A 21184-nucleotide genomic window follows, 5' to 3' on the forward strand; every position below is an offset into this window, starting at 1 on the left:
GCGGCGGCGGCACATGGAGCAGGGCACCGCACCGGGCCGCAGCACACCTCACCGCGTCCACCCTCGCGCCAGGCCGTATCCCGGCCGTGCCCGGCGCCCTCAGGCCGGGCGGACCACGCTGTGGATCGACGACTCGCCGTCGTAGAAGACCGACTCCTCGCGGACGTAGGTACCGGGCTTCGGCGCGTGGATCATCATGCCGTTGCCGATGTAGACGCCCACGTGAGTGATGTCGTCGTAGAAGAAGACGAGGTCACCGGGCTGGGCCTGGGACACCGCGACCGTGGTGCCGGCCTCGACCTGGTCGTAGGTGGTGCGGGGGAGGGAGACGCCGGCGGCCTTCCAGGCGCCCTGGGTCAGGCCCGAGCAGTCGTAGGAGCCGGGACCGGTGGCACCCCAGACGTAGGGCTTGCCGATCTGCGCGCGGGCGAAGGCCAGGGCCTTCTCGGCCTTGGCCGCGTACGAGGAGTCCGCCGAGGTCGACGGCGTGGTCGACGTGGAGCCGGAGGCGCCTGAGGAGTCGGAAGTGCCGGAGGAGTCGCTCTCCGCCTGCCGCTGCTGCCGCGCCTCCTCCTCGGCCTCCTGCTGCTCCGCCTGCTGCCGGGCGAGCTCGGTGGCCTTGCGGGCGGCCTCTTCCTGCTTCTTCTCCTCGGCTGCCGCGAGCCGCGCCTTCTCCTCGGCGGTCAGCTTCGACATCAGCTCACGCGCGGTGCTGAGCTTCTTCTGGACCGTGGCCTTGGCGGTCTTCAGGTCGTCCTGCGACTCGGTGAGCGTCGCGAGGCTCTCGGTGGCCTCCTTGCGCTTCTCCATCGTCTCGGACTGCTGGGTGACGTAGTCGTCGACCGCTGCCTTCTGGCGGCCGGTCATCCGGTCCATCAGCTGGTCCCGGTCGAAGAAGTCCTGCGGGGAGTCCGCGAGCAGGAAGGTCGCCGTGTCGGGGACGCCGGCACCGGTCCGGTACTGGGCGGCGGCGAAGGAACCCAGTTCCTCCCGTGCCTCGTTGAGCGTCTGGGTGCGCTTGGCCACGTCGTCGAGGAGGGTGTCGACGCGCTTGCTCTGCTTGGTGGTCTTCTCCTTGACCGCGTTGTACTTCTCGGTCGCCGACTCCGCCTGGCGGTACAGGTCGTCGACCTTCTTCTCCACCTCCTCCAGGCTCGGCCGGTCGTCGTCCGAGGGTGCGGCGTCGGCCGTCTGGGAGAGGAGGGCGACGGAGGTGAGGGCCGCCGTGGCGAGAGCGGGGGTCCGTATGCCGGTCACGCGCGTACCCGGGGTGCGCGACTTGCGGTGCGACGCCAAGGGAGGCGACTCCTTCCAACGTTCCGCCGCCGCGGGGGAGCGGCAGGGGCTCCCGGCCGTCCTGGCTCCAGGGGGATTCGGGAGGGGTGCGAGTGGGTAGGCCGGAAGGGCTGCCCTACGGCCGCCCCGGGGAGGGAGCGGGCCGATTCACCCCGGGTTCCCGGCGGGTCCCCGGCTCCGGCTGCCGCAGCGGCAGCGACGGACTCGGCGGAGGCCGCTCGTCCGGCGAGGTTCGCCGGTGGGGGTCGCACGGCCCGCCCGAACCGTAGCCAACTCATGTGCCTCGTGTGAAGGTTGATGGGTGATATGCCCGATACGTTTTCGTGACCTTCTTCGTCACGTCACCCAGGGTGAGGGCGTGGTCCTCGAGGGTGGACGCGCGTCCGGTCACCGGACGCGGGGCGGCGGCGGTCGCCGGAATGCGGGGATGTTCTCGGGGTGGCCGCGGGTTGTCGGTGGGGCGTCCTAGACTCGGAGGGCGATGAGCAGCCTCTTTGACGACAGTTTCCTGGCGGACCTCCAGGCCCGGCGCGGCCCTGCGGACGAACCTCCGCCGCCCCCCGAGGACGATCATGTACCGGAGCAGGTTCCGGACGATCTGTTCGACGGGAAGTTCGACGTGCCACCCGACCGGGACACCCACTACCGCGACGGCGCCCCGCGCCCGGTGCTGGACCCCGCGGCCCTCCTGGAAGGGCTGAACGACAACCAGCGCGCCGCCGTCGCGCACTCCGGCTCCCCCCTGCTCATCGTGGCCGGCGCCGGCTCCGGGAAGACCCGTGTGCTCACGCACCGCATCGCGTACCTGCTCGCCGCGCGGAGCGTCCACCCGGGCCAGATCCTCGCGATCACCTTCACCAACAAGGCCGCCGGCGAGATGAGGGAGCGCGTCGAGCAGCTCGTCGGCCCGCGCGCGGGCGCGATGTGGGTGATGACGTTCCACAGTGCCTGTGTGCGCATCCTGCGCCGCGAGAGCAAGAAGCTCGGCTTCACGTCGTCGTTCTCCATCTACGACGCCGCCGACTCCAAGCGCCTGATGGCCCTGGTCTGCCGCGACCTGGACCTCGACCCGAAGCGCTTCCCGCCCAAGTCCTTCAGCGCCAAGATCAGCAACCTGAAGAACGAGCTGATCGACGAGGAGGACTTCGCCGCGCAGGCGGGCGACGGCTTCGAGAAGACCCTCGCCCAGGCCTACGCGCTCTACCAGTCGCGGCTGCGCGAGGCCAACGCGCTCGACTTCGACGACCTGATCATGACCACGGTCAACCTGCTCCGGGCCTTCCCGGACGTCGCCGAGCACTACCGCCGCCGGTTCCGGCACGTCCTCGTGGACGAGTACCAGGACACCAACCACGCCCAGTACGCCCTTGTGCGCGAACTCGTCGGCACCGCCGAGCACTCCGCCGGACACCCCGCCGACGTACCGCCGGGCGCGGACCACCTGCCGCCCGCCGAACTGTGCGTGGTGGGCGACGCCGACCAGTCGATCTACGCCTTCCGCGGGGCGACCATCCGCAACATCCTCCAGTTCGAGGAGGACTACCCGAGCGCGACGACGATCCTGCTGGAGCAGAACTACCGCTCCACGCAGACGATCCTCAGCGCCGCCAACGCCGTCATCGAACGCAACGAGTCCCGCCGCCCCAAGAACCTGTGGACCAACGCGGGCACCGGCGCGCAGATCACCGGATACGTCGCCGACACCGAGCACGACGAGGCCCAGTTCGTCTCCGACGAGATAGACCGCCTCACGGACGCGGGCAAGGCCAAGGCCGGAGACGTGGCCGTCTTCTACCGCACCAACGCCCAGTCCCGTGTCTTCGAAGAGGTCTTCATCCGGGTGGGCCTGCCCTACAAGGTCGTCGGCGGTGTCCGCTTCTACGAGCGCAAGGAGGTCCGGGACGTCCTGGCCTACCTGCGGGTGCTCGCCAACCCCGAGGACTCGGTGCCGCTGCGCCGCATCCTCAATGTCCCCAAGCGGGGCATCGGCGACCGCGCGGAGGCCATGATCGACGCCCTCTCCCAGCGGGAGAAGATCAGTTTCTCCCAGGCTCTGAAACGCGTCGACGAGGCGTACGGCATGGCCGCGCGCTCCACGAACGCGGTCAAGCGGTTCAACACGCTGATGGAGGACCTCCGTACGATCGTCGAGTCCGGCGCGGGTCCGGCGACCGTCCTGGAGGCGGTTCTGGAACGTACGGGTTACCTCGCCGAGTTGCAGGCGTCCACCGACCCGCAGGACGAGACCCGGATCGAGAACCTCCAGGAACTCGCCGCCGTCGCCCTGGAGTTCGAGCAGGAGCGCGGCGAGGGCGCAGCGACATCAGGGGCTACCGCCCCGGGGGGCACCCTGTCCGACTTCCTGGAGCGGGTCGCCCTGGTCGCCGACTCCGACCAGATCCCCGACGAGGACGAGGACGGTTCCGGCGTCATCACCCTGATGACCCTGCACACCGCCAAGGGCCTGGAGTTCCCGGTCGTCTTCCTGACCGGCATGGAGGACGGTGTCTTCCCGCACATGCGCGCCCTGGGGGAGACCAAGGAGCTGGAGGAGGAGCGGCGCCTGGCGTACGTCGGCATCACGCGTGCGCGCGAGCGGCTGTATCTCACCCGGTCCACGCTGCGCAGCGCCTGGGGGCAGCCGTCGTACAACCCGCCTTCGCGTTTCCTGGAGGAGATCCCGGCCACCCATCTGGAGTGGAAGCGGACGGGTGCGACCGCGCCCGTGTCCTCCGGACCGGTGTCCGGGGTGGCGGCCTCGCTGTCGTCGTCCCGGTCCCGCTCGTCGGCGTCGGGCGCGTCCGGCTTCGCCACGCGCCGGGCCGCCGAGAAGCCGGTGGTGTCACTGACGGTCGGGGACCGGGTCACGCACGACCAGTTCGGGCTCGGCACCGTCGTCGCGATGAAGGGCACGGGCGGCAACGCCGAGGCGACGGTCGACTTCGGGGACACCAAGCCGAAGCGGCTGCTGCTGCGGTACGCGCCGGTCGAGAAGCTCTGACCGGGAGTCCGGCACGCCCGGAGCCCTCGCCGCCACGGAGCGGCGAGGGCTCCGGGCGATGCACGGGGTGAGGCGGGAAACGGCGTCTGTCCCGGGACGGGGCCGACGGCCGGACGGTTCTACGACGGCTCGAGGCCGTGGCTGCGGAACCACGCCAGGGGGTCGATCGCCGATCCGCCGGCCGGGCGGACCTCGAAGTGGAGGTGCGGACCGGTCGAGTTGCCCGAGTTGCCCGAGAACGCGATCGGCTGGCCGGCCTTCACCGTCGTGCCGGAGGGGACCTGGTAGCTGGAGAGGTGGCAGTACCAGGTCTCCGTGCCGTCCATCGCCGTCACGATCGCCATGTTGCCGTAGGCGCTGTTGTACTGGGTGCGGACCGTGCCGTCGGTCGCGGCCATCACCGTCGCGCCGTAGGAGACGGGGAAGTCGATACCGGTGTGCATGGACATCCAGTTGATGCCGGACTGGCCGTAGTAGGCGCTGAGGCCGTGCTGCGCGACGGGGATCGCGAACTTCGGACGCAGCCGCTCCTGGCGTGCAGCCTCCTCGGCCGCCGCCTTGCGGTCGGCCGCCTGCTGCGCCTTCAGGTCGATGCGTTCCTGGGTACGGCTGGCCCGGTCGGCGAAGTCGCCCGCCCCGGCGGAAAGGCTCTCGAGCTGGGCGTCGAGCTGGTTGTTGGCCACGGCGGGCTGTACCGGCTGCGTGTCCGCGGCGGCCTTGGTGGTCTCCTGACCGCCGCCTTCTTCCGTGAGGTCGCCGACCGAGGCCGCCGCGATACCGGCGACACCCATGACGCACGCCGAGGGCACGGCCACCGTGAGCAGCGCGGAGCGCTTGGCGGGCGAACGGCGGCGGGAACGGGACCCGCCACGCGACGCCGCGCGCGGCGAGGGAACGGGGACCGGGACCGACTCCTCCTGCTCGTCGAGCAGAGGGGTCATCGCGGGCAGTTCACCGGTGTCGCCCGAAGCGTCCTGAGGGGGCCTGTACGGATCGTCGTGGACGTTCTCGTAGGAGCCCGGCTCGTGCGACTCCTGTCCGGGGGCTTCCTGCCCGTAGGTCTCCTGGTCGTAGGAGTCACGGTCGTAGGAGTCAGGGTCGGAGTCACCGGATTCCTGCGCGGAGGCCTGGGAATCGAAGGTGGAGGAGTCGGGAGCCTGCGGATCAAGACCCGGGGCGGCGAAGACGGCGGTCGCCGGTGGAGCGGGATGCTGCTCGAACGTGGCCGTGGCCTGCTGGTCGAAGGGCACGGCCTGGTGTTCGTAGGGGTCCGCGTAGGCGTCCGGGACCGGGGCGACCGCACTGCCGTCGGAGTTCCACTGCGCGGCGTCATAGGCGCCGGTGTCGAAGGTCTGGGTGCCCCAGTACCACTGCTGGGCCGGATCGGCGGCGTTCTGGGCCTGGTCGGTTCGGAGCCACGTGCCGGAGTCCCACTGGCCGCTCGCATCGGGCGCCGCGGCCTGGTGCGGCACCTCCGGTGCCTGCTGTTGCCCGGTGGTCCAGGCGGTCGCGTCGTAGCCGCCGGTGTCGTAGCCGACCTGCTGCTGGGCCGCGTACGCGTCGTAGTGCGCGGTGTCGTGGCCTGCGGTGGACCAGGTCCCGGTGGTGTACGCCCCTTGGTCGTGGCCGTTGCCGGGAAGGTCGGCGAAGAGGGGGTCGGCGGAGAAGGCCGTGGTGGCGTGGGCGCCGGTTTCCTGGCCCGTGGGGGCGAAGCCGTTGGCGTCGTAGCCGCCGTACATGGTGAAGTCGCCGTACTGGGCTTCCGGGGTGCCGTACGACGCGTAGTGCGCCGACGAGGCGTCGGAAGCCGGGGCCGGGGCCATGGTCCCCGACGGGTGACGGTCGTTCACCAACTTCTCTTTCGCCTCGACAACAGGGGCTGCCAGAGCAGTGCGGCGACTGTACCCGGCGGTATGCGGGCGCGACAATCTTCTGCAGGTTTCACGCGCGCAGGAAACGGGCATTCGGTTGCGTTTTGGCGGCGGTCAAACACGCTCTTGGTTTTGTGTTCGAAAACTGTTCGAGATTTGTTGGGGCTCACGCCCCCAAGTCGTCCGGGTGGGGCTGTCGTTGTTCGGGTGGGCCCGTGATGTCGCCGTAGTTGCCAAGGGCGGACGAGTCGGGCGTGTCGGGCGGGGAGGAGGGGTGGAGGCAGGTCGCGTCAGGCCGTCCGCGCGCGACCGGTGGTCGGTTCCCCGGGATGCGCCGTGTCCAGTGCCTGCCGTATGCCGGAGGCCACCGCGGGGTGCACGGGCAGGGCGAGGTGGCCGACACCGCTCACCTGCACGTTCTGCGCGATGAGGTCCTGGTGCTCGATGCGGGCCGCTTCCAGCGGGTCCATGATGTGGTCGAGGTCGCTCCAGAAGGCGACGAAGTGCGTGCGGCAGCCGGGCGCGGGGCGGGTGAGCTCCTCGATCACAGGTGAACCGGGGCGCATCTGGCGCACGATCGGGTGCGCGTTGGCCAGCGGCGCGACGCGGGTGCCGGAATGCGGGGTGCCCAGCGTCACCAGGGTCCGTACGCGGCTGTCACCGCCCAGGCGCTGCACGTAGTACCGCCCGATCAGCCCTCCGAGGCTGTGCCCGACGACATCGACCCGGCTGCTGCCGGTGCGCTCGCACACTTCCTCGATGTGCCGCCCCAGCAGTTCGGCCGCCACGCGGATGTCGCACGTCAGCGGAGAGTAGTTGAGCGACTCGATCCGCTGCCTGCCGTGCTGGGCGAGGCTGCGGCGCAGCAGCAGGAAAACCGAGCGGTTGTCGATGAATCCGTGCAGCAGCACGACCGGGGGCCGGGCCTCCGCCGGCAGCTTCGCGGTGCCCTCCGGCGCGGGGGGTTCGGGGATCGTGTCCCGCCGCTCCTGAGCCATGCCGACGGGGTAGAGGAGGGCGTGGCCTGCGAGGATCGCGAGCTCCAGGGCGGTGGCCTTCAGCAGGGCGGCGGAGAGAACCGCCGGCCGGTTCGGTGCCAGACGCCGGCAGAGCGGCAGGAAAGGAAGTGCTGCCTCCGTGACCTTCATGGGCCGACCTCCTGTCGGCACGCGGAGGGACGGCTCCGTCCCCCGTGTGCCCTCATGGGGCCTCGCGGCGAAAACGGTCGCCGCCGCGCGCGGCGGGCGCTCGGTGCGGCCGCGGTGTACGGCGGCCTCGTCGCGAAATCCCTTATGCGCATGTTCCCACTGATGCCCGTGTGGCGCATGGGCGCGATGCTCGGGTCCTGAGGCCCGGAACGGTGCGCAGTGAACGTGTCTCTCCGTGTGATTTCCCCCTCGGTCCGCACCGTGAAACCGCCGGTTGCGGGATGCTGGCGATAACGTTCGTTCACTTCCCCGGCCGGCTCGGGCGGGGGTGCCCGTACCGCGGTGGCGCAGCCGGCGCAGTGGGCGACGGCGTGTGCGGTACCCGTGAGGGGTACCGGACGACTGATGTGTGCGGTATCTGTCGGTACGGATGGATGGAGGCGCTTCATGGAGGCAGTGATGGGTGTGGCAGCCGGTCCGATCCGCGTGGTGGTGGCCAAGCCGGGGCTCGACGGCCACGATCGCGGGGCCAAAGTGATCGCGCGCGCCCTGCGCGACGCCGGTATGGAGGTCATCTACACCGGGCTCCACCAAACCCCCGAGCAGGTCGTCGACACCGCGATCCAGGAGGACGCCGACGCGATCGGCCTGTCCATCCTCTCCGGCGCGCACAACACGCTCTTCGCGGCGGTGATCGACCTGCTCAAGGAGCGGGACGCGGCGGACATCCTGGTCTTCGGCGGCGGGATCATCCCCGAGGCGGACATCGCACCGCTGAAGGAGAAGGGCGTCGCGGCGATCTTCACTCCAGGAGCGACGACCGCGTCGATCGTGGACTGGGTCCGCGCGACCGTACGGCATCCCGCGGAGGCGTAGGGCCTGCCGTCCGGACCAGGCCGGGCTCGCGGGGCCCGGCACCGCGCTTCGGCGCGTTGCCGTCGGCCCCCCCCCGAGGCTCCCGCCCTGTGAGGGGTGCGCGGTCCCGGTCCGGGGTTCGGAGGGTGGTGTCGGGGAAGCGTGTCAGGGCTGGGCGGCCGGATTCAGTTCCGCCAGCATCGCGGCGCGCAGGCGCAGCGTGGTGACCAGACGCTGGAACGCCTCCGACCAGTAGCCACCGGCACCCGGCGAGGCGTCCTCCGCCTCGTCCGGTACGGCCAGGAGCGCATCGAGGTGGCCCGCCTCCAAGGGCTCGAGGCAACGCTCGGCCAGGCCCATGACACCGCTGAAACTCCAGGGGTAATTCCCCGCGTCCCGTGCGATGTCGAGCGCGTCCACCACGGCCCGCCCGAGCGGCGGCGCCCACGGCACCGCACACACGCCGAGCAGTTGGAACGCGTCCGGCAGTCCGTGTGTCCCGATGAACCCGGCCACCCACTCCGCCCGTTCGGCGGCGGCCAGCGTGCCGAGGAGCTTGGCGCGCTCGGCCAGGGACACCGCTCCCGGGCCACCCGCCTCCGCGGCGGAGGGCTCGCCGAGGAGGGCCTGTGCCCACCCGGCGTCCCGCTGGCGCACCGCCGCGCGGCACCAGGCCGCGTGCAGCTCGCTCCGCCAGTCGTCCCCGACCGGCAGGGCCACGATCTGCTGCGGCGTACGCCCGCCGAGCCGGCGCGACCACGTGTCCAGAGGCGCCGCCTCCACCAACTGCCCCAGCCACCAGGACCGTTCACCCCGCCCTGCGGGAGCCTTGGCCACCACACCGTCCCGCTCCATGCCCGCGTCGCACTCGTGCGGCGCCTCGACCGTGAGCACGGGCGCGTCCCCCGTGTGGTCCACGGCCACGCATGCCCTCGCCCGGACCGCCATACGGTGCGCGAGGGCCGAGCCGGGCAACGCCGAGAGCAACTCGGCGGCCGTCGCCCGTACATTGCGGCTGCGGTCGGCGAGCGACTGCTCCAGGAACGGCTCGTCGTCCGGGCCGAGGCGGGTGCGCAGCGAGTCGAGGAACATCAGCCGGTCCTCGGCCCGCTCCGTCGCCCAGGTCGTCGCGAGCAGTTCGCGTGCGGCGGCGGGCTCGCGGGAGCGCAGCGAGGAGAGCAGGGCGACCCGCTCCGCGAAGAGGCCCTCCTGCCAGAGCCGCAGGACTCTCTCCGTGTCCCCGGGTCCCGGCAGCGACGTGCCACCGCCCGGCGCCGAGCGCAGGGCGAAGCGCCAGTCCGGGTTGAGGCGGGCCAGCCACAGGCCTCGCGGTCCCGCGAACCGCAGGACCGCCGGCCGTAGATCCGTACGCCCCCGCGCGGCGTCGAGCAGGGCGGGCAGCGCCGGCGGGGGCGCCGCGAAACCGTGGGCGTTCGCTGCCGCGAGCCATTGGGGCAGCAGCTCCAGCAGGTCCGGGGCCGCGCCCCGGCGGCCACCGCCGGAGGCGCCGGAGCGGTCGGTGAGCAGCATCGTCAGCCGGCGGGCGGCGGCGGGCGGCAGCTCGGGACGCGGGTCCTCGGGCGCCGGCCGCGGATGCTCGGCCGCCCTGGCAGGGCGCAGCCCGGCCCGCCGCCGCAGGGTCGCCACGGCCGCTGCGTCCAGCAGGGCCGCCGGGGCGTTCGCGCCGGATGCGGAGCCCGCCGGAGTGCGGCGATCCGTCCCCAGCAGGGCGGCGGTCACGAGGTCCTCCCAGACGTCCGGGAGGGACGAGTCCGACGAGCCCGACGCGTTCGATGCGCCCGAGGCGCCCACCGGGCCCGCGGTGTGCGAGGCCGGGCCGGAGGGAGCGGTGCCGTGCGGGCCGGGCGATGCCGCGGCGGTGACGGTCCTGTTCATGAGATTCCTTTCCGGCGGGTGTCCGCGAGCGGCCGAGGGGTCTCGCGCACCGGATGTGCGGCGATGCCCGAGGAGCGGCCGGGGAGGGGCCCGGAGAGGCGGCTCAGCACAGCGGCACCGCCTCTCCGGGCCCCTCCGGCCAGGCCGCCAGCGGGGTGAACCCCCGGTGACCGCACCCGCCGAAGACCTTGACCGGTGCGCCACCCGAGAGAGCGACGAGACGCCACAGGCCGGGTCGAGAACGCGCGGCCGGGGTGAGCGGCAGGGCCGCGTCCTCGTCCGCGTCCGCGAGCTGCCAGGAGTCGCCGTCCGGGACCGGTATCACCCGGTCCAGGGTCACCGGCACCGAATCCAGCCAGGGATCGTCGCGCAGCGCGTCGCCGTACCGGGCGGTGGCCAGGGTCGTCGTCGTTCCCGGTGGCCGCTCGGCAGTGGGGGCGGGCGGCGCGAACCGCTCGCCCAGCGCCGCCCGCGCCTGCCCCGCGCCCGGATAGGCGGACAGCTCCGCGTCCAGGGCCAGCCCCACCGGCAGCGCCGGTTCGGGGGCACGCCCCGCGGCGCCGTAGGAGAGGAGCAGCGAGGTGTGCCGCGACCGTGTGCCGTACAGCCAGATCCGGCGGGTCGTCAGACGCGCGTCCGCCGTGTCGTACTGGGCGAGGACCAGCCAGCGGTCGCGCACCGGCGGACCGTCCGCCGGGGCCGGCAGGCCGATGCGGGAGCGGACCGTCGCGGCCAGGCCCTCCGGCAGCCGCTCGCGACGCAGCCAGCCCTGATCGAGGAGGTGGAGCAGCGCGCACTCCTCCAGCAACCTGGACGGCCATCCCGGGCCCGTGCCCGGGACCGCCCCCAACTCGCGCACCCTGGCGGCCAGTCCCTGAGCCTGGGCGTCGACCATCCGGGCCGCCGTCTCCTCCCACAGGCCGTACCCGGACTGCTCCGCCGCGGCCAGCCCGCCACGGAGCAGGTCCGCCAGCCGCTGTTCCAGCTCCGACGCGCCCGCCGTGACCCGCTCGGCGCGCCGCTCCGCCCTGCGCCGGGCCGCCTCCGGATCGGCGGGCCCGGACGAGGGAGCCGAGGGAGAGGCCGTGGCCTTCTTCCGCTCCGTGCGCCCGCGTCTGCCCTCGATCCACGGACCGGCCCACTCCGGCACCTCCGCCCGCGGCACCGCCCCCTCCTCACCCGCCCAGAGCAGCAGCAGACCGAGCGCGTGCTTGCACGGGAACTTACGACTCGGGCAGCTGCACTTGTACGCGGGCCCGGAGACGTCCGCGAGGTCGACCACCGTCCGGTACGGCTTGCTGCCGCTGCCCTTGCACAGCCCCCACATCGCCCCCTCGCCCGAACTGCCGGCCCCGGACCACGGACCGGCCGCGCCGAGTCTGCTTCCCGCCCTGCGTGACGCGGTGTCGGGCGCCAAGGCCAGCACCTGGTCCGCGGTCCAGCGCACCCCCTGCACAGTCATGACACCGAAGGTAGATCCCGCCACTGACAATCACCCCAGCGATTGCGTCTTCCCAGGTCACAACGATTGTCAGTGGCCTGGTGCAGGGTGGTCGCCAGATACGAACCGGCTGAGCTGGAGGGGGACTCCGCCATGACTGTCTCCGTTGAACCGACATCCGTCGACCCGCGTCGGAACGGCTCCGAGGCCGAGGTCCTGCGGGCGCACGCCGAGGACGCCTTCGCTGCCGAACTCGCCGCACTGGCCGTGCAGGACGACCGTCCGCGGCCCGCCCGGTGGAAGCTGTCCCCGTGGGCCGTCGCGACCTACCTGCTCGGCGGCACGCTGGCGGACGGCACCGTGATCACACCCAAGTACGTGGGCCCGCGCCGCATCGTCGAGGTCGCCGTCACCACGCTGGCCACCGATCGTGCGCTGCTCCTGCTCGGCGTGCCCGGCACCGCGAAGACCTGGGTGTCCGAGCACCTCGCCGCCGCGGTCAGCGGCGACTCCACCCTGCTGGTCCAGGGGACCGCCGGCACCCCGGAGGAGGCCATCCGCTACGGCTGGAACTACGCCCGGCTGCTCGCCCACGGGCCCAGCCGCGACGCCCTCGTGCCCAGCCCCGTCATGCGGGCGATGGCGGACGGGACGACGGTCCGCGTCGAGGAACTGACCCGTGTCCCGGCCGATGTGCAGGACACGCTCATCACGATCCTGTCGGAGAAGACACTGCCGATTCCCGAACTGGGCCAGGAGGTACAGGCGGTCCGCGGCTTCAATCTGATCGCCACCGCCAACGACCGCGACCGCGGGGTCAACGACCTGTCCAGCGCCCTGCGCCGCCGTTTCAACACCGTGGTGCTGCCGTTGCCGGAGACCCCCGAGGCGGAGGTCGACATCGTCTCCCGCCGCGTGGACCAGATCGGCCGCTCCCTCGACCTGCCGGCCGCGCCCGACGGCATCGACGAGATCCGCCGGGTCGTCACCGTCTTCCGCGAGCTGCGCGACGGGGTCACCGCCGACGGCCGGACGAAGCTGAAGTCGCCCAGCGGCACGCTGTCCACCGCCGAGGCGATCTCCGTCGTCACCAACGGGCTGGCGCTGGCAGCCCATTTCGGCGACGGCGTGCTGCGGGCCGGGGACATCGCGGCCGGCATGCACGGCGCGGTCGTCCGTGACCCGGCGGCGGACCGCGTCATCTGGCAGGAGTACCTGGAGACCGTCGTCCGCGAGCGCGACGGCTGGACGGACTTCTACCGGGCCTGCCGGGAGGCCGGCGCGTGAACGGCCGGGGGAGGAGGACACGTCGGGAGCCGATGTGCCCGCCCGGTGCGGCTTCGAGGGGGACGGGGACGGCATGGGCGGCATGAGCGACGTGGACCGGCCCGGCGGCGGCCGGGGAACGGGACCGCTGCTGCTCGGGGTGCGCCACCACGGGCCGGGGTCGGCGCGGGCGGTGCGGGCCGCCTTGGAGGAGACCGGGCCGAAGATCGTCCTGATCGAGGGCCCGCCCGAGGCGAACGATCTGATTCCGCTCGCCGCGGACGAGGCCATGCGTCCGCCGGTCGCCCTGCTCGCCCATGCCGTGGACGAGCCCGGCCGCTCGGCGTTCTGGCCGCTCGCCGAGTTCTCCCCCGAGTGGGTCGCGATCCGCTGGGCGCTCGAACACGGCGTCCCGGCCCGCTTCATCGACCTGCCGGCCACCCACAGCCTGGCCTGGGGCAGGGGAGGGGAGACGGACGGGGTGAACAAGGAAGGCACGGCGGACGAGGGCGACGACGGGGAGCGGGCGACCGGCGCCGGGGCGGACGGCGAGGTGCGGATCGATCCGCTCGGGGTGCTGGCCGAGGCCGCCGGGTACGACGACGCCGAACGGTGGTGGGAGGACGTCGTCGAGCACCGGGGCGTGGGCGAGAGGGACGACGCGCTCGCACCGTTCACTGCCCTGGAGGAGGCCATGACGGCGCTGAGGGAGGACCACGGGAGCGGGGGACGGGACCCGGCCCCGGATCCTGTCCCGGGTTCTCCCGTGGCGCCGGGACGGGACCTTGTGCGCGAGGCGTACATGCGGCTCCGGATCCGGGAGGCACAGCGCGAGTCCGGGGGCGGCGTGGCCGTCGTCTGCGGTGCCTGGCACGTACCCGCGTTGCGGCGGAGGATCACCGTCGCCGCCGACCGGGCACTGCTGAAGGGGCTGCCGAAGGTCAAGGCGGACATGACCTGGGTGCCGTGGACGCACCGCAGGCTGTCCCGCTTCAGCGGATACGGCGCGGGCATCGACTCGCCCGGCTGGTACGGGCATCTGTTCGGCGCGGTGGACCGGCCCGTCGAGCGGTGGATGACCAAGGTGGCGGGGCTGCTGCGGGCCGAGGACCGGATCGTGTCCTCCGCCCATGTCATCGAGGCGGTACGGCTGGCGGACACGCTCGCCGCGATGCGCGGCCGGCCCCTGCCCGGACTCGGCGAGACGACCGACGCGGTACGGGCGGTGATGTGCGAGGGCTCCGACGTGCCGTTGGCGCTGGTGCACGACCGGCTCGTCGTCGGCGACGTGCTCGGGGAGGTCCCGGCGGCGGCGCCCGCGGTGCCCCTCCAGCGGGACCTCGCACGGACCCAGCGCAGGCTGCGGCTGAAGCCCGAGGCCGCGGAGCGCGAGCTGGAACTCGACCTGCGCAAGGAGACCGACGGGGAGCGCAGCAGGCTGCTGCACCGGCTGCGACTGCTCGCCGTGCACTGGGGGCGGCCGACGGCCTCGTACGGGAGCACGGGGACCTTCCGGGAGACCTGGCGGCTGCACTGGGAACCGGAACTGTCCGTGCGGGTCGCCGAGGCCGGGATATGGGGGACGACCGTACGCGCCGCCGCGACCGCCAAAGCAGAGGCGGACGCCGTCGCCGCGCAGGGCCTGGCCGACGTCACCGAACTCGCCGAACGCTGTCTCCTGGCCGCACTGCCCGAGGCCCTGCCGGCGGTGATGCGGATACTCGCCGACCGCGCGGCCCTCGACTCGGACGTCGGCCATCTCGCCCAAGCCTTGCCGGCCCTGGTCCGCTCGCTGCGCTACGGCGATGTGCGCGGCACCGGCACCGCGGCGCTCGCGGAGGTCGCCGCCGGGCTGGCGGAGCGGATCCTGGTCGGCCTGCCACCGGCGTGTGCCGGACTGGACGCGGATGCGGCCGAGGCGATGCGGCGTCATCTCGACGCGGTGCACGGGGCGGTCGGCCTCCTCGGCGACGTGCCCGCACCGGGCCACGGGGACCTGCGTGCCCGTTGGGCGGCGGTGCTGCGCACGCTGGCGACGCGGGACACCGTGCCCGGGGTGATACGGGGGCGGTCCGTTCGCCTGCTGCTGGACGACGGGGAGCTGGCGCGGAACGAGGCGGCCCGGCAGATGGGGCTGGTGTTGTCGTCACCGGGTACGGCACCGGCGGACGCGGCGGCGTGGATCGAGGGCTTCGTCGGCGGCTCGGGCGGCGGTCTGCTCCTCGTCCACGACGAGCGGCTCCTCGGACTGGTCGACGCCTGGCTGACGGGCGTTCCGGCGGAGACGTTCACGGATGTACTGCCCCTGCTGCGGCGGACGTTCTCGGTGTACGAGTCCGGGGTGCGGCGCACGCTGGGTGAGCTGGTCCGGCGCGGACCGGGGGCACCGAACGGCTCGGCGGCCACCGGTTTCGGGGCGCCCGGGTTCGCGCCCGGCCTCGACGCCGGACGCGCGGACGCGGTCCTGCCCGTGGTGCGGCTGCTGCTCGGTCTGGACGAGGACACCCGGAGCGGTGAAGGTGACGGCGGGGACACGCGCGCCGGCCTGGTCGGGACAGCGCGATGACCGACGCACGGCAGCAAGGCGCACCATCCCGGAACCCACGCGCACAGGTACAGGACACACGAGCACAGGACGAAGCCCCCGGCACACAGGGCGACGGCACGAAGGGCCACGGCACGAAGGACCATGGCACGAGGGGGGACACATGTCGGCTGCGGTGACGGACGCGGAGCAGGAGCGGCTGCGGCGGTGGCGGCTGGTGCTGGGCGGGGGCGCGGCGGACGGCACCGGATGCGGTCTGTCCGGGCAGGACGCAGCCATGGACGGAGCGCTCACCGCGCTCTACGGCAAGGAGGACGGGCCGCGGAAGGGAAGCAGGCCGCAGGCGGGGCAGCAGCGTTCGGCGGGGCTGGGGGCGTCCGCGCCGTCGGTGGCGCGCTGGCTCGGGGACATCCGGACCTACTTCCCGTCCTCCGTCGTCCAGATCATGCAGCGCGACGCCATCGACCGGCTGGGGCTCGCCACGCTCCTCCTGGAACCGGAGATGCTGGAGGCGGTCGAGGCCGACGTCCACCTCGTGGGCACCCTGATGTCGCTCAACAAGGCGATGCCGGAGACGACGAGGGAGACCGCACGGGCCGTCGTCCGCAAGGTCGTCGACGAACTGGAGGAGCGGCTCGCCACCCGCACCCGGGCCACCCTCACCGGGGCCCTCGACCGGAGCGCCCGTGTCGACCGGCCCCGCCACCACGACATCGACTGGAACCGCACCATCGCGGCCAACCTCAAGCACTACCTCCCCGAGTACCGGACGGTCGTGCCCGAGCGGCTCATCGGCTACGGGCGTGCCGCACGGTCGGTGAAGAAGGAGGTCGTCCTCTGCATCGACCAGTCCGGGTCGATGGCGGCCTCCGTCGTGTACGCGTCGGTGTTCGGGGCGGTCCTCGCGTCCATGCGGGCGATCGACATGCGGCTCGTCGTGTTCGACACGGCGGTCGTCGACCTCACGGACCAGCTCGACGACCCCGTCGACGTGATCTTCGGGACCCAGCTCGGCGGGGGTACGGACATCAACCGGGCGCTGGCGTACTGCCAGTCGCAGATCACCCGGCCGGCGGAGACGGTGGTCGTACTCGTCAGCGACCTCTACGAAGGGGGCATCCGCGACGAGATGCTCAAGCGGGTCGCGGCGATGAAGGCGTCCGGAGTGCAGTTCGTGACGCTGCTGGCGCTGTCCGACGAGGGTGCGCCCGCCTACGACCGGGGGCACGCGGCCGCCCTTGCCGCACTGGGCGCGCCGGCGTTCGCCTGTACGCCCGACCTGTTCCCGGAGGTGATGGCTGCGGCGATCGAGAAACGGCCGCTGCCGGTACCGGACCCCGTGTGAAGAGGTGTGAGGAGGTGTGAGGAACGAGGAGGGAGGAGCGGCGGTACGGCGCCCCCCCGCGCCGCACACCGGCCAGAGCCCGCCTCCCCCGCGCCCCCGGGCGGGAACCTGGACGGCACGACGGGCAGCCGCACCGCCGCCGACCACGGCCCCGCGTCACGGGGACGCCCCATGCGTCACCACGCGCCCCCCGCTTCCTGCTCGTCCCGTTCCTCCCGCCTGGGCAGACCCGCCACGAGCGGGCCGCGCTCCCTCGGCCGGCCGGCCGTGTCCGTCCGGGATCCTTCACGGTGCCGGGGGCCCGCCTGCCGGATCGACCCGGTCCCCTCCGCGCGCGGACACCCGAGCCCTGAATCTCCCCGCAGCCGGATTCCGCTCGTACTGCCCGTACATCCCGTACATCCCGTACGTCCTGCATACCCCGCACGTTCCATGCGTCACATACATCACATATGCCATGAATGCCGCGTCGTGTCGCACGCTCGTGCCGCACCCCGTGCGCCGCGTTCCGCTCTGCGCGTACGGAATCCGACTTACGAGCAAGGGGAACTTCAGGGGCGTCCCGGCGTGGACGGTCGAAGGTCACCGGCCTGTCCGGCCGTGAACCCGTGGAGGGGGTGAGCCGGTTTCCACTGGGGTGGGGGCCGGACCTCAAGCGTCCCGGAGAGCGGGAACATCCCTGCCCCTCCGGGGGTGAGGCCGCTCATCGGCGGCACTCTGTGTCACCAATCCGGGCATCATGTGACAGGTATCACCGCTCAGGTGTGACCCCGCGATTTCGGGAGGCCCCGCTACCGGCGATAGCCTGCGAGGTGGACATGCCGCGCGCTCGGTCACCGTGTGCGCTTCCCTTGTGACACAGCGGACGTCGTCACGTTGCCCTCGCGGCACGCCCACGCATCCAACAAACCGCGAGATCACTGATAGGGACGGAAGCGCGTGGACCTGTTCGAGTATCAGGCGAGGGACCTCTTCGCCAAGCACGATGTACCGGTGCTGGCCGGTGAAGTCATCGACACGCCTGAGGCGGCGCGCGAGATCACCGAGCGTCTTGGCGGCAAGTCCGTCGTCAAGGCGCAGGTGAAGGTCGGTGGCCGCGGCAAGGCCGGTGGCGTGAAGCTGGCGGCAACCCCGGACGAGGCCGTCGCGCGTGCGACGGACATTCTCGGCATGGACATCAAGGGCCACACGGTCCACAAGGTGATGATCGCCGAGACCGCTCCGGAGATCGTCGAGGAGTACTACGTCTCCTTCCTCCTCGACCGTGCCAACCGCACCTTCCTCTCCATCGCGTCCGTCGAGGGCGGCATGGACATCGAGGAGGTGGCGGCCACCCGTCCGGAGGCCGTCGCCAAGACGCCGATCGACGCCAACGAGGGCGTGACCCCCGAGAAGGCGCGCGAGATCGTCGAGGCCGCGAACTTCCCGGCCGAGGTGGCCGACAAGGTCGCCGACGTCCTCGTCACCCTGTGGAAGACCTTCATCGCCGAGGACGCGCTCCTCGTCGAGGTCAACCCGCTGGCCAAGGTCGCCTCCGGTGACGTCCTCGCCCTCGACGGCAAGGTCACCCTGGACGACAACGCCGAGTTCCGTCACCCCGACCACGAGGCCCTCCAGGACAAGGCCGCGGCGAACCCGCTCGAGGCCGCCGCCAAGGAGAAGAACCTCAACTACGTCAAGCTCGACGGCGAGGTCGGCATCATCGGCAACGGCGCGGGGCTCGTGATGAGCACCCTGGACGTCGTCGCCTACGCCGGTGAGGCGCACGGCGGCGTGAAGCCCGCCAACTTCCTCGACATCGGCGGTGGCGCCTCCGCCGCCGTCATGGCGAACGGCCTGGAGATCATTCTCGGCGACCCGGACGTCAAGTCCGTGTTCGTCAACGTCTTCGGCGGCATCACCGCCTGCGACGAGGTCGCCAACGGCATCGTGCAGGCGCTGCAGCTGCTCGCGGACAGGGGTGAGGAAGTCACCAAGCCGCTGGTCGTGCGTCTGGACGGCAACAACGCCGAACTGGGTCGCAGGATCCTCTCCGACGCCAACCACCCGCTGGTGCAGCGCGTGGACACCATGGACGGCGCGGCCGACAAGGCCGCCGAGCTCGCGGCTGCGAAGTAAGGGACGAGGGACTAAACAGCCATGGCTATTTTCCTCAACAAGGATTCCAAGGTCATCGTCCAGGGCATGACCGGTGCCACGGGCATGAAGCACACCAAGCTCATGCTGGCCGACGGCACGAACATCGTCGGCGGTGTGAACCCGCGCAAGGCGGGCACCTCCGTCGACATCGACGGCAACGACATCCCGGTCTTCGGCACGGTCGCCGAGGCGATCGAGAAGACGGGCGCGAACGTATCCGTCCTGTTCGTACCGCCGGCCTTCGCGAAGTCCGCCGTCGTCGAGGCGATCGACGCCGAGATTCCGCTCGCGGTCGTCATCACCGAGGGCATCGCGGTCCACGACTCGGCCGCGTTCTACGCGTACGCCGTGTCGCAGGGCAACAAGACCCGGATCATCGGCCCGAACTGCCCCGGTCTGATCAGCCCGGGCCAGTCGAACGCCGGCATCATCCCGGGCGACATCACGAAGCCGGGCCGCATCGGCCTGGTCTCGAAGTCCGGCACGCTGACGTACCAGATGATGTACGAGCTGCGTGACATCGGCTTCTCCTCGGCCGTCGGCATCGGTGGCGACCCGGTCATCGGCACGACCCACATCGACGCGCTGGCCGCGTTCGAGGCCGACCCCGACACCGACCTGATCGTGATGATCGGCGAGATCGGCGGCGACGCCGAGGAGCGGGCCGCGGCGTACATCAAGGAGAACGTGAAGAAGCCGGTCGTCGGCTACGTCGCGGGCTTCACCGCGCCCGAGGGCAAGACCATGGGCCACGCCGGCGCCATCGTCTCCGGTTCGTCCGGCACCGCCCAGGCGAAGCAGGAGGCCCTCGAGGCCGCGGGCGTCAAGGTCGGCAAGACGCCGACCGAGACGGCCAAGCTGGCGCGCGAGATCCTCGCGGGCTGATCGGCCGCAGCATACGGATGGGCCCGTTCCCCTCGAGGGGAACGGGCCCATCCGTTGTTCCGGACCCGGACCCGGACCCTGAACCGCGTCCGGTTCCGGGACCGGGTCCGTCACCATGGCTGCGGTGCCAGCCGCTCCGGGCCGTGCAGCAGTTCCTTGCGGAGCTTGGTGCGCAGCTTCCGCTCCCTGTCCGAGAGGGGGCCCGGCGCCACGCGCGGCGGCACCCCTTGGACCGTCTCGCCGGGCGGCACCGGCGGGTCGTAGCGGGTGGGAGCCGTGTACAGAGTGAGCGCGGTGGCGCCGATCAGGGTGAGCGTGAGGGCGATCGCGGCCCGGGTCCAGAAGCGGGCCCTGCGCTCGCCGCCCTCGCGTACTTCCGGCGGTGCGGCCGACCGGAGGTGTTCGATGGAGGCCAGTTCGGCCAGCCGTCGGTGCAGTACGAGCGGGTCCGAGAGTTCCGGCAGCCGGGCCGCGAGGGTCTCGTGTGCGTGCAGCAGGCGGCTCGCGGTCGCGGGCGTGCTCGCCTCCGTCTCCGCCGCGGTCTCCGGCAGGTCGAGGCCGACCCCGTCGTAGAGCACGACCGTGCGGCGGTGCGGCGGTGGCAGGTGCAGCAGGACGTCCAGCAGCGCGCGGTCGGAGGGCGGCTGTGAGGGTGGTGGTTCCGGGCGCCGGTAGCGGGGCCGGAACCGGTGCCATGGGGAGAGTGCCCACTCGTACGCCGCCGCGCGCACCCAGCCGGCCGGGTCGCGGTCGCGGGCCACCTCGGGCCAGCGGTCCCAGGCCAGTTGGAAGGCCCGCTCGACCGCTTCGCGCGCCAGGTCGCGACGACCGGACAGGAGATACGTCTGTCGTACGAGCGCCGGGGCGCAGAAGGAGTACAGGGCGTCGAATGCCTGAGCGGGCGTCAGGGGGGTGGGACCGGCCTCCTCATGGACGGACCGGATGGATCGCATGGGCCGGGCGGGCCGGACGGGCGGCAGCAGGGCGCTCCGCCAGACAGGATGCTCGGGGGAAGGATCGGCCGAACGCGCCGATGATTTGGGCGACTTGGCGAGCTCGGAGAGGTCGGAGCGTTCGGAGGGCCAAGAGGGATCGGAGCGTTCGGAGGACCCGGCGGATCCGGAGGACCCGGCGGATCCGGAGGACCCGGTGGGCCCGGCGGACTCGGAGGGTTCGGAGAACGCCGGGAGTCCCTGCTGCCCGGTGGGCTCGGGTTTCGTCGGGGTGGTGGTCAGCAGTTTCCTGTATGCCTCCCCCTTCCGGCTGCGCGGTGCGGCACGGCCGGACTCCCACGCACGCGCCGTCTCGCGGCTGACGCCGACCCGCCGGGCGAGCTGATCCCGGGTCAGCGAGTGAAACTCGCGCAGGCGTCGGCGCTTCTCGGGCGGGGGGAGGGGGGTGGCAGGGCTCCGTGTCATAGGACGCCCCTTCGTGCGAAAAAGTACATAACCGCATATTGAGCGACACGGCGGTGCTTCGCCTGTTACGCAGGGAAA

13 protein-coding genes are annotated in these 21184 nt (G+C 72.2%); 7 read left to right on the top strand and 6 right to left on the bottom strand.

Annotated elements, in window-relative coordinates; all coding sequences use genetic code 11:
* Positions 1-99: 99 nt before the first annotated feature.
* Positions 100-1296: an NlpC/P60 family protein gene (locus OHB56_RS26045; protein WP_406355916.1), complete on the bottom strand. Its 1197-nt coding sequence runs from the start codon at positions 1294-1296 to the stop codon at positions 100-102.
* 481 nt (positions 1297-1777) lie between these two features.
* Between OHB56_RS26045 and pcrA the strand changes: the two genes are divergently transcribed.
* Positions 1778-4297: a DNA helicase PcrA gene (gene pcrA, locus OHB56_RS26050; RefSeq protein WP_406355918.1), complete on the top strand. Its 2520-nt coding sequence runs from the start codon at positions 1778-1780 to the stop codon at positions 4295-4297.
* 119 nt (positions 4298-4416) lie between these two features.
* Here pcrA and OHB56_RS26055 read toward each other — a convergent pair whose 3' ends face one another.
* Positions 4417-6261 (bottom strand): peptidoglycan DD-metalloendopeptidase family protein, encoded by a 1845-nt coding sequence (locus tag OHB56_RS26055; protein WP_406355920.1) that lies wholly within the window; start codon positions 6259-6261, stop codon positions 4417-4419.
* A gap of 197 nt (positions 6262-6458) precedes the next feature.
* Positions 6459-7316, bottom strand: coding sequence for an alpha/beta fold hydrolase (locus OHB56_RS26060; protein WP_326754347.1), 858 nt, complete (start codon positions 7314-7316; stop codon positions 6459-6461).
* Positions 7317-7775: 459 nt separating this feature from the next.
* Between OHB56_RS26060 and OHB56_RS26065 the strand changes: the two genes are divergently transcribed.
* On the top strand, positions 7776-8192 hold the full coding sequence (locus tag OHB56_RS26065; RefSeq protein WP_055592933.1) for a cobalamin B12-binding domain-containing protein: 417 nt from the start codon (positions 7776-7778) through the stop codon (positions 8190-8192).
* Positions 8193-8336: 144 nt separating this feature from the next.
* Here OHB56_RS26065 and OHB56_RS26070 read toward each other — a convergent pair whose 3' ends face one another.
* A complete protein-coding gene (locus OHB56_RS26070; RefSeq protein ID WP_406355921.1) occupies positions 8337-10067 on the bottom strand; it encodes a DUF5691 domain-containing protein in 1731 nt (576 codons plus the stop codon).
* Between the two features lie 103 nt (positions 10068-10170).
* Positions 10171-11529, bottom strand: a complete 1359-nt coding sequence (locus OHB56_RS26075) for an SWIM zinc finger family protein (protein ID WP_406355923.1) — start codon at positions 11527-11529, stop codon at positions 10171-10173.
* 132 nt (positions 11530-11661) lie between these two features.
* On the opposite strand from OHB56_RS26075, the gene OHB56_RS26080 reads away from it, so the two are divergent.
* The 5 genes from OHB56_RS26080 to sucD all read left to right on the top strand — a co-directional run bounded on the left by OHB56_RS26080 (position 11662) and on the right by sucD (position 19688).
* A complete protein-coding gene (locus tag OHB56_RS26080; protein ID WP_326754349.1) occupies positions 11662-12795 on the top strand; it encodes an AAA family ATPase in 1134 nt (377 codons plus the stop codon).
* Positions 12796-12877: 82 nt separating this feature from the next.
* A complete protein-coding gene (locus tag OHB56_RS26085; protein ID WP_406359218.1) occupies positions 12878-15340 on the top strand; it encodes a DUF5682 family protein in 2463 nt (820 codons plus the stop codon).
* Between the two features lie 142 nt (positions 15341-15482).
* Entirely contained in the window at positions 15483-16664 is a 1182-nt protein-coding gene (locus tag OHB56_RS26090) for a VWA domain-containing protein (protein WP_406355925.1), read from the top strand.
* A gap of 939 nt (positions 16665-17603) precedes the next feature.
* On the top strand, positions 17604-18782 hold the full coding sequence (sucC, locus tag OHB56_RS26095) for an ADP-forming succinate--CoA ligase subunit beta (RefSeq protein ID WP_055592281.1): 1179 nt from the start codon (positions 17604-17606) through the stop codon (positions 18780-18782).
* A 21-nt stretch (positions 18783-18803) separates the two neighbouring features.
* On the top strand, positions 18804-19688 hold the full coding sequence (gene sucD, locus OHB56_RS26100; protein ID WP_055592282.1) for a succinate--CoA ligase subunit alpha: 885 nt from the start codon (positions 18804-18806) through the stop codon (positions 19686-19688).
* 110 nt (positions 19689-19798) lie between these two features.
* Here the strand turns inward: sucD and OHB56_RS26105 are convergent, their stop codons facing one another.
* The gene (locus tag OHB56_RS26105) at positions 19799-21106 is read right to left on the bottom strand and encodes a helix-turn-helix domain-containing protein (RefSeq protein ID WP_406355927.1); all 1308 of its coding nucleotides are present in this window, start codon (positions 21104-21106) and stop codon (positions 19799-19801) included.
* Positions 21107-21184: the final 78 nt, after the last annotated feature.

This window comes from Streptomyces sp. NBC_01635 (assembly GCF_045209715.1).
Lineage (GTDB): Bacteria > Actinomycetota > Actinomycetes > Streptomycetales > Streptomycetaceae > Streptomyces > Streptomyces hirsutus.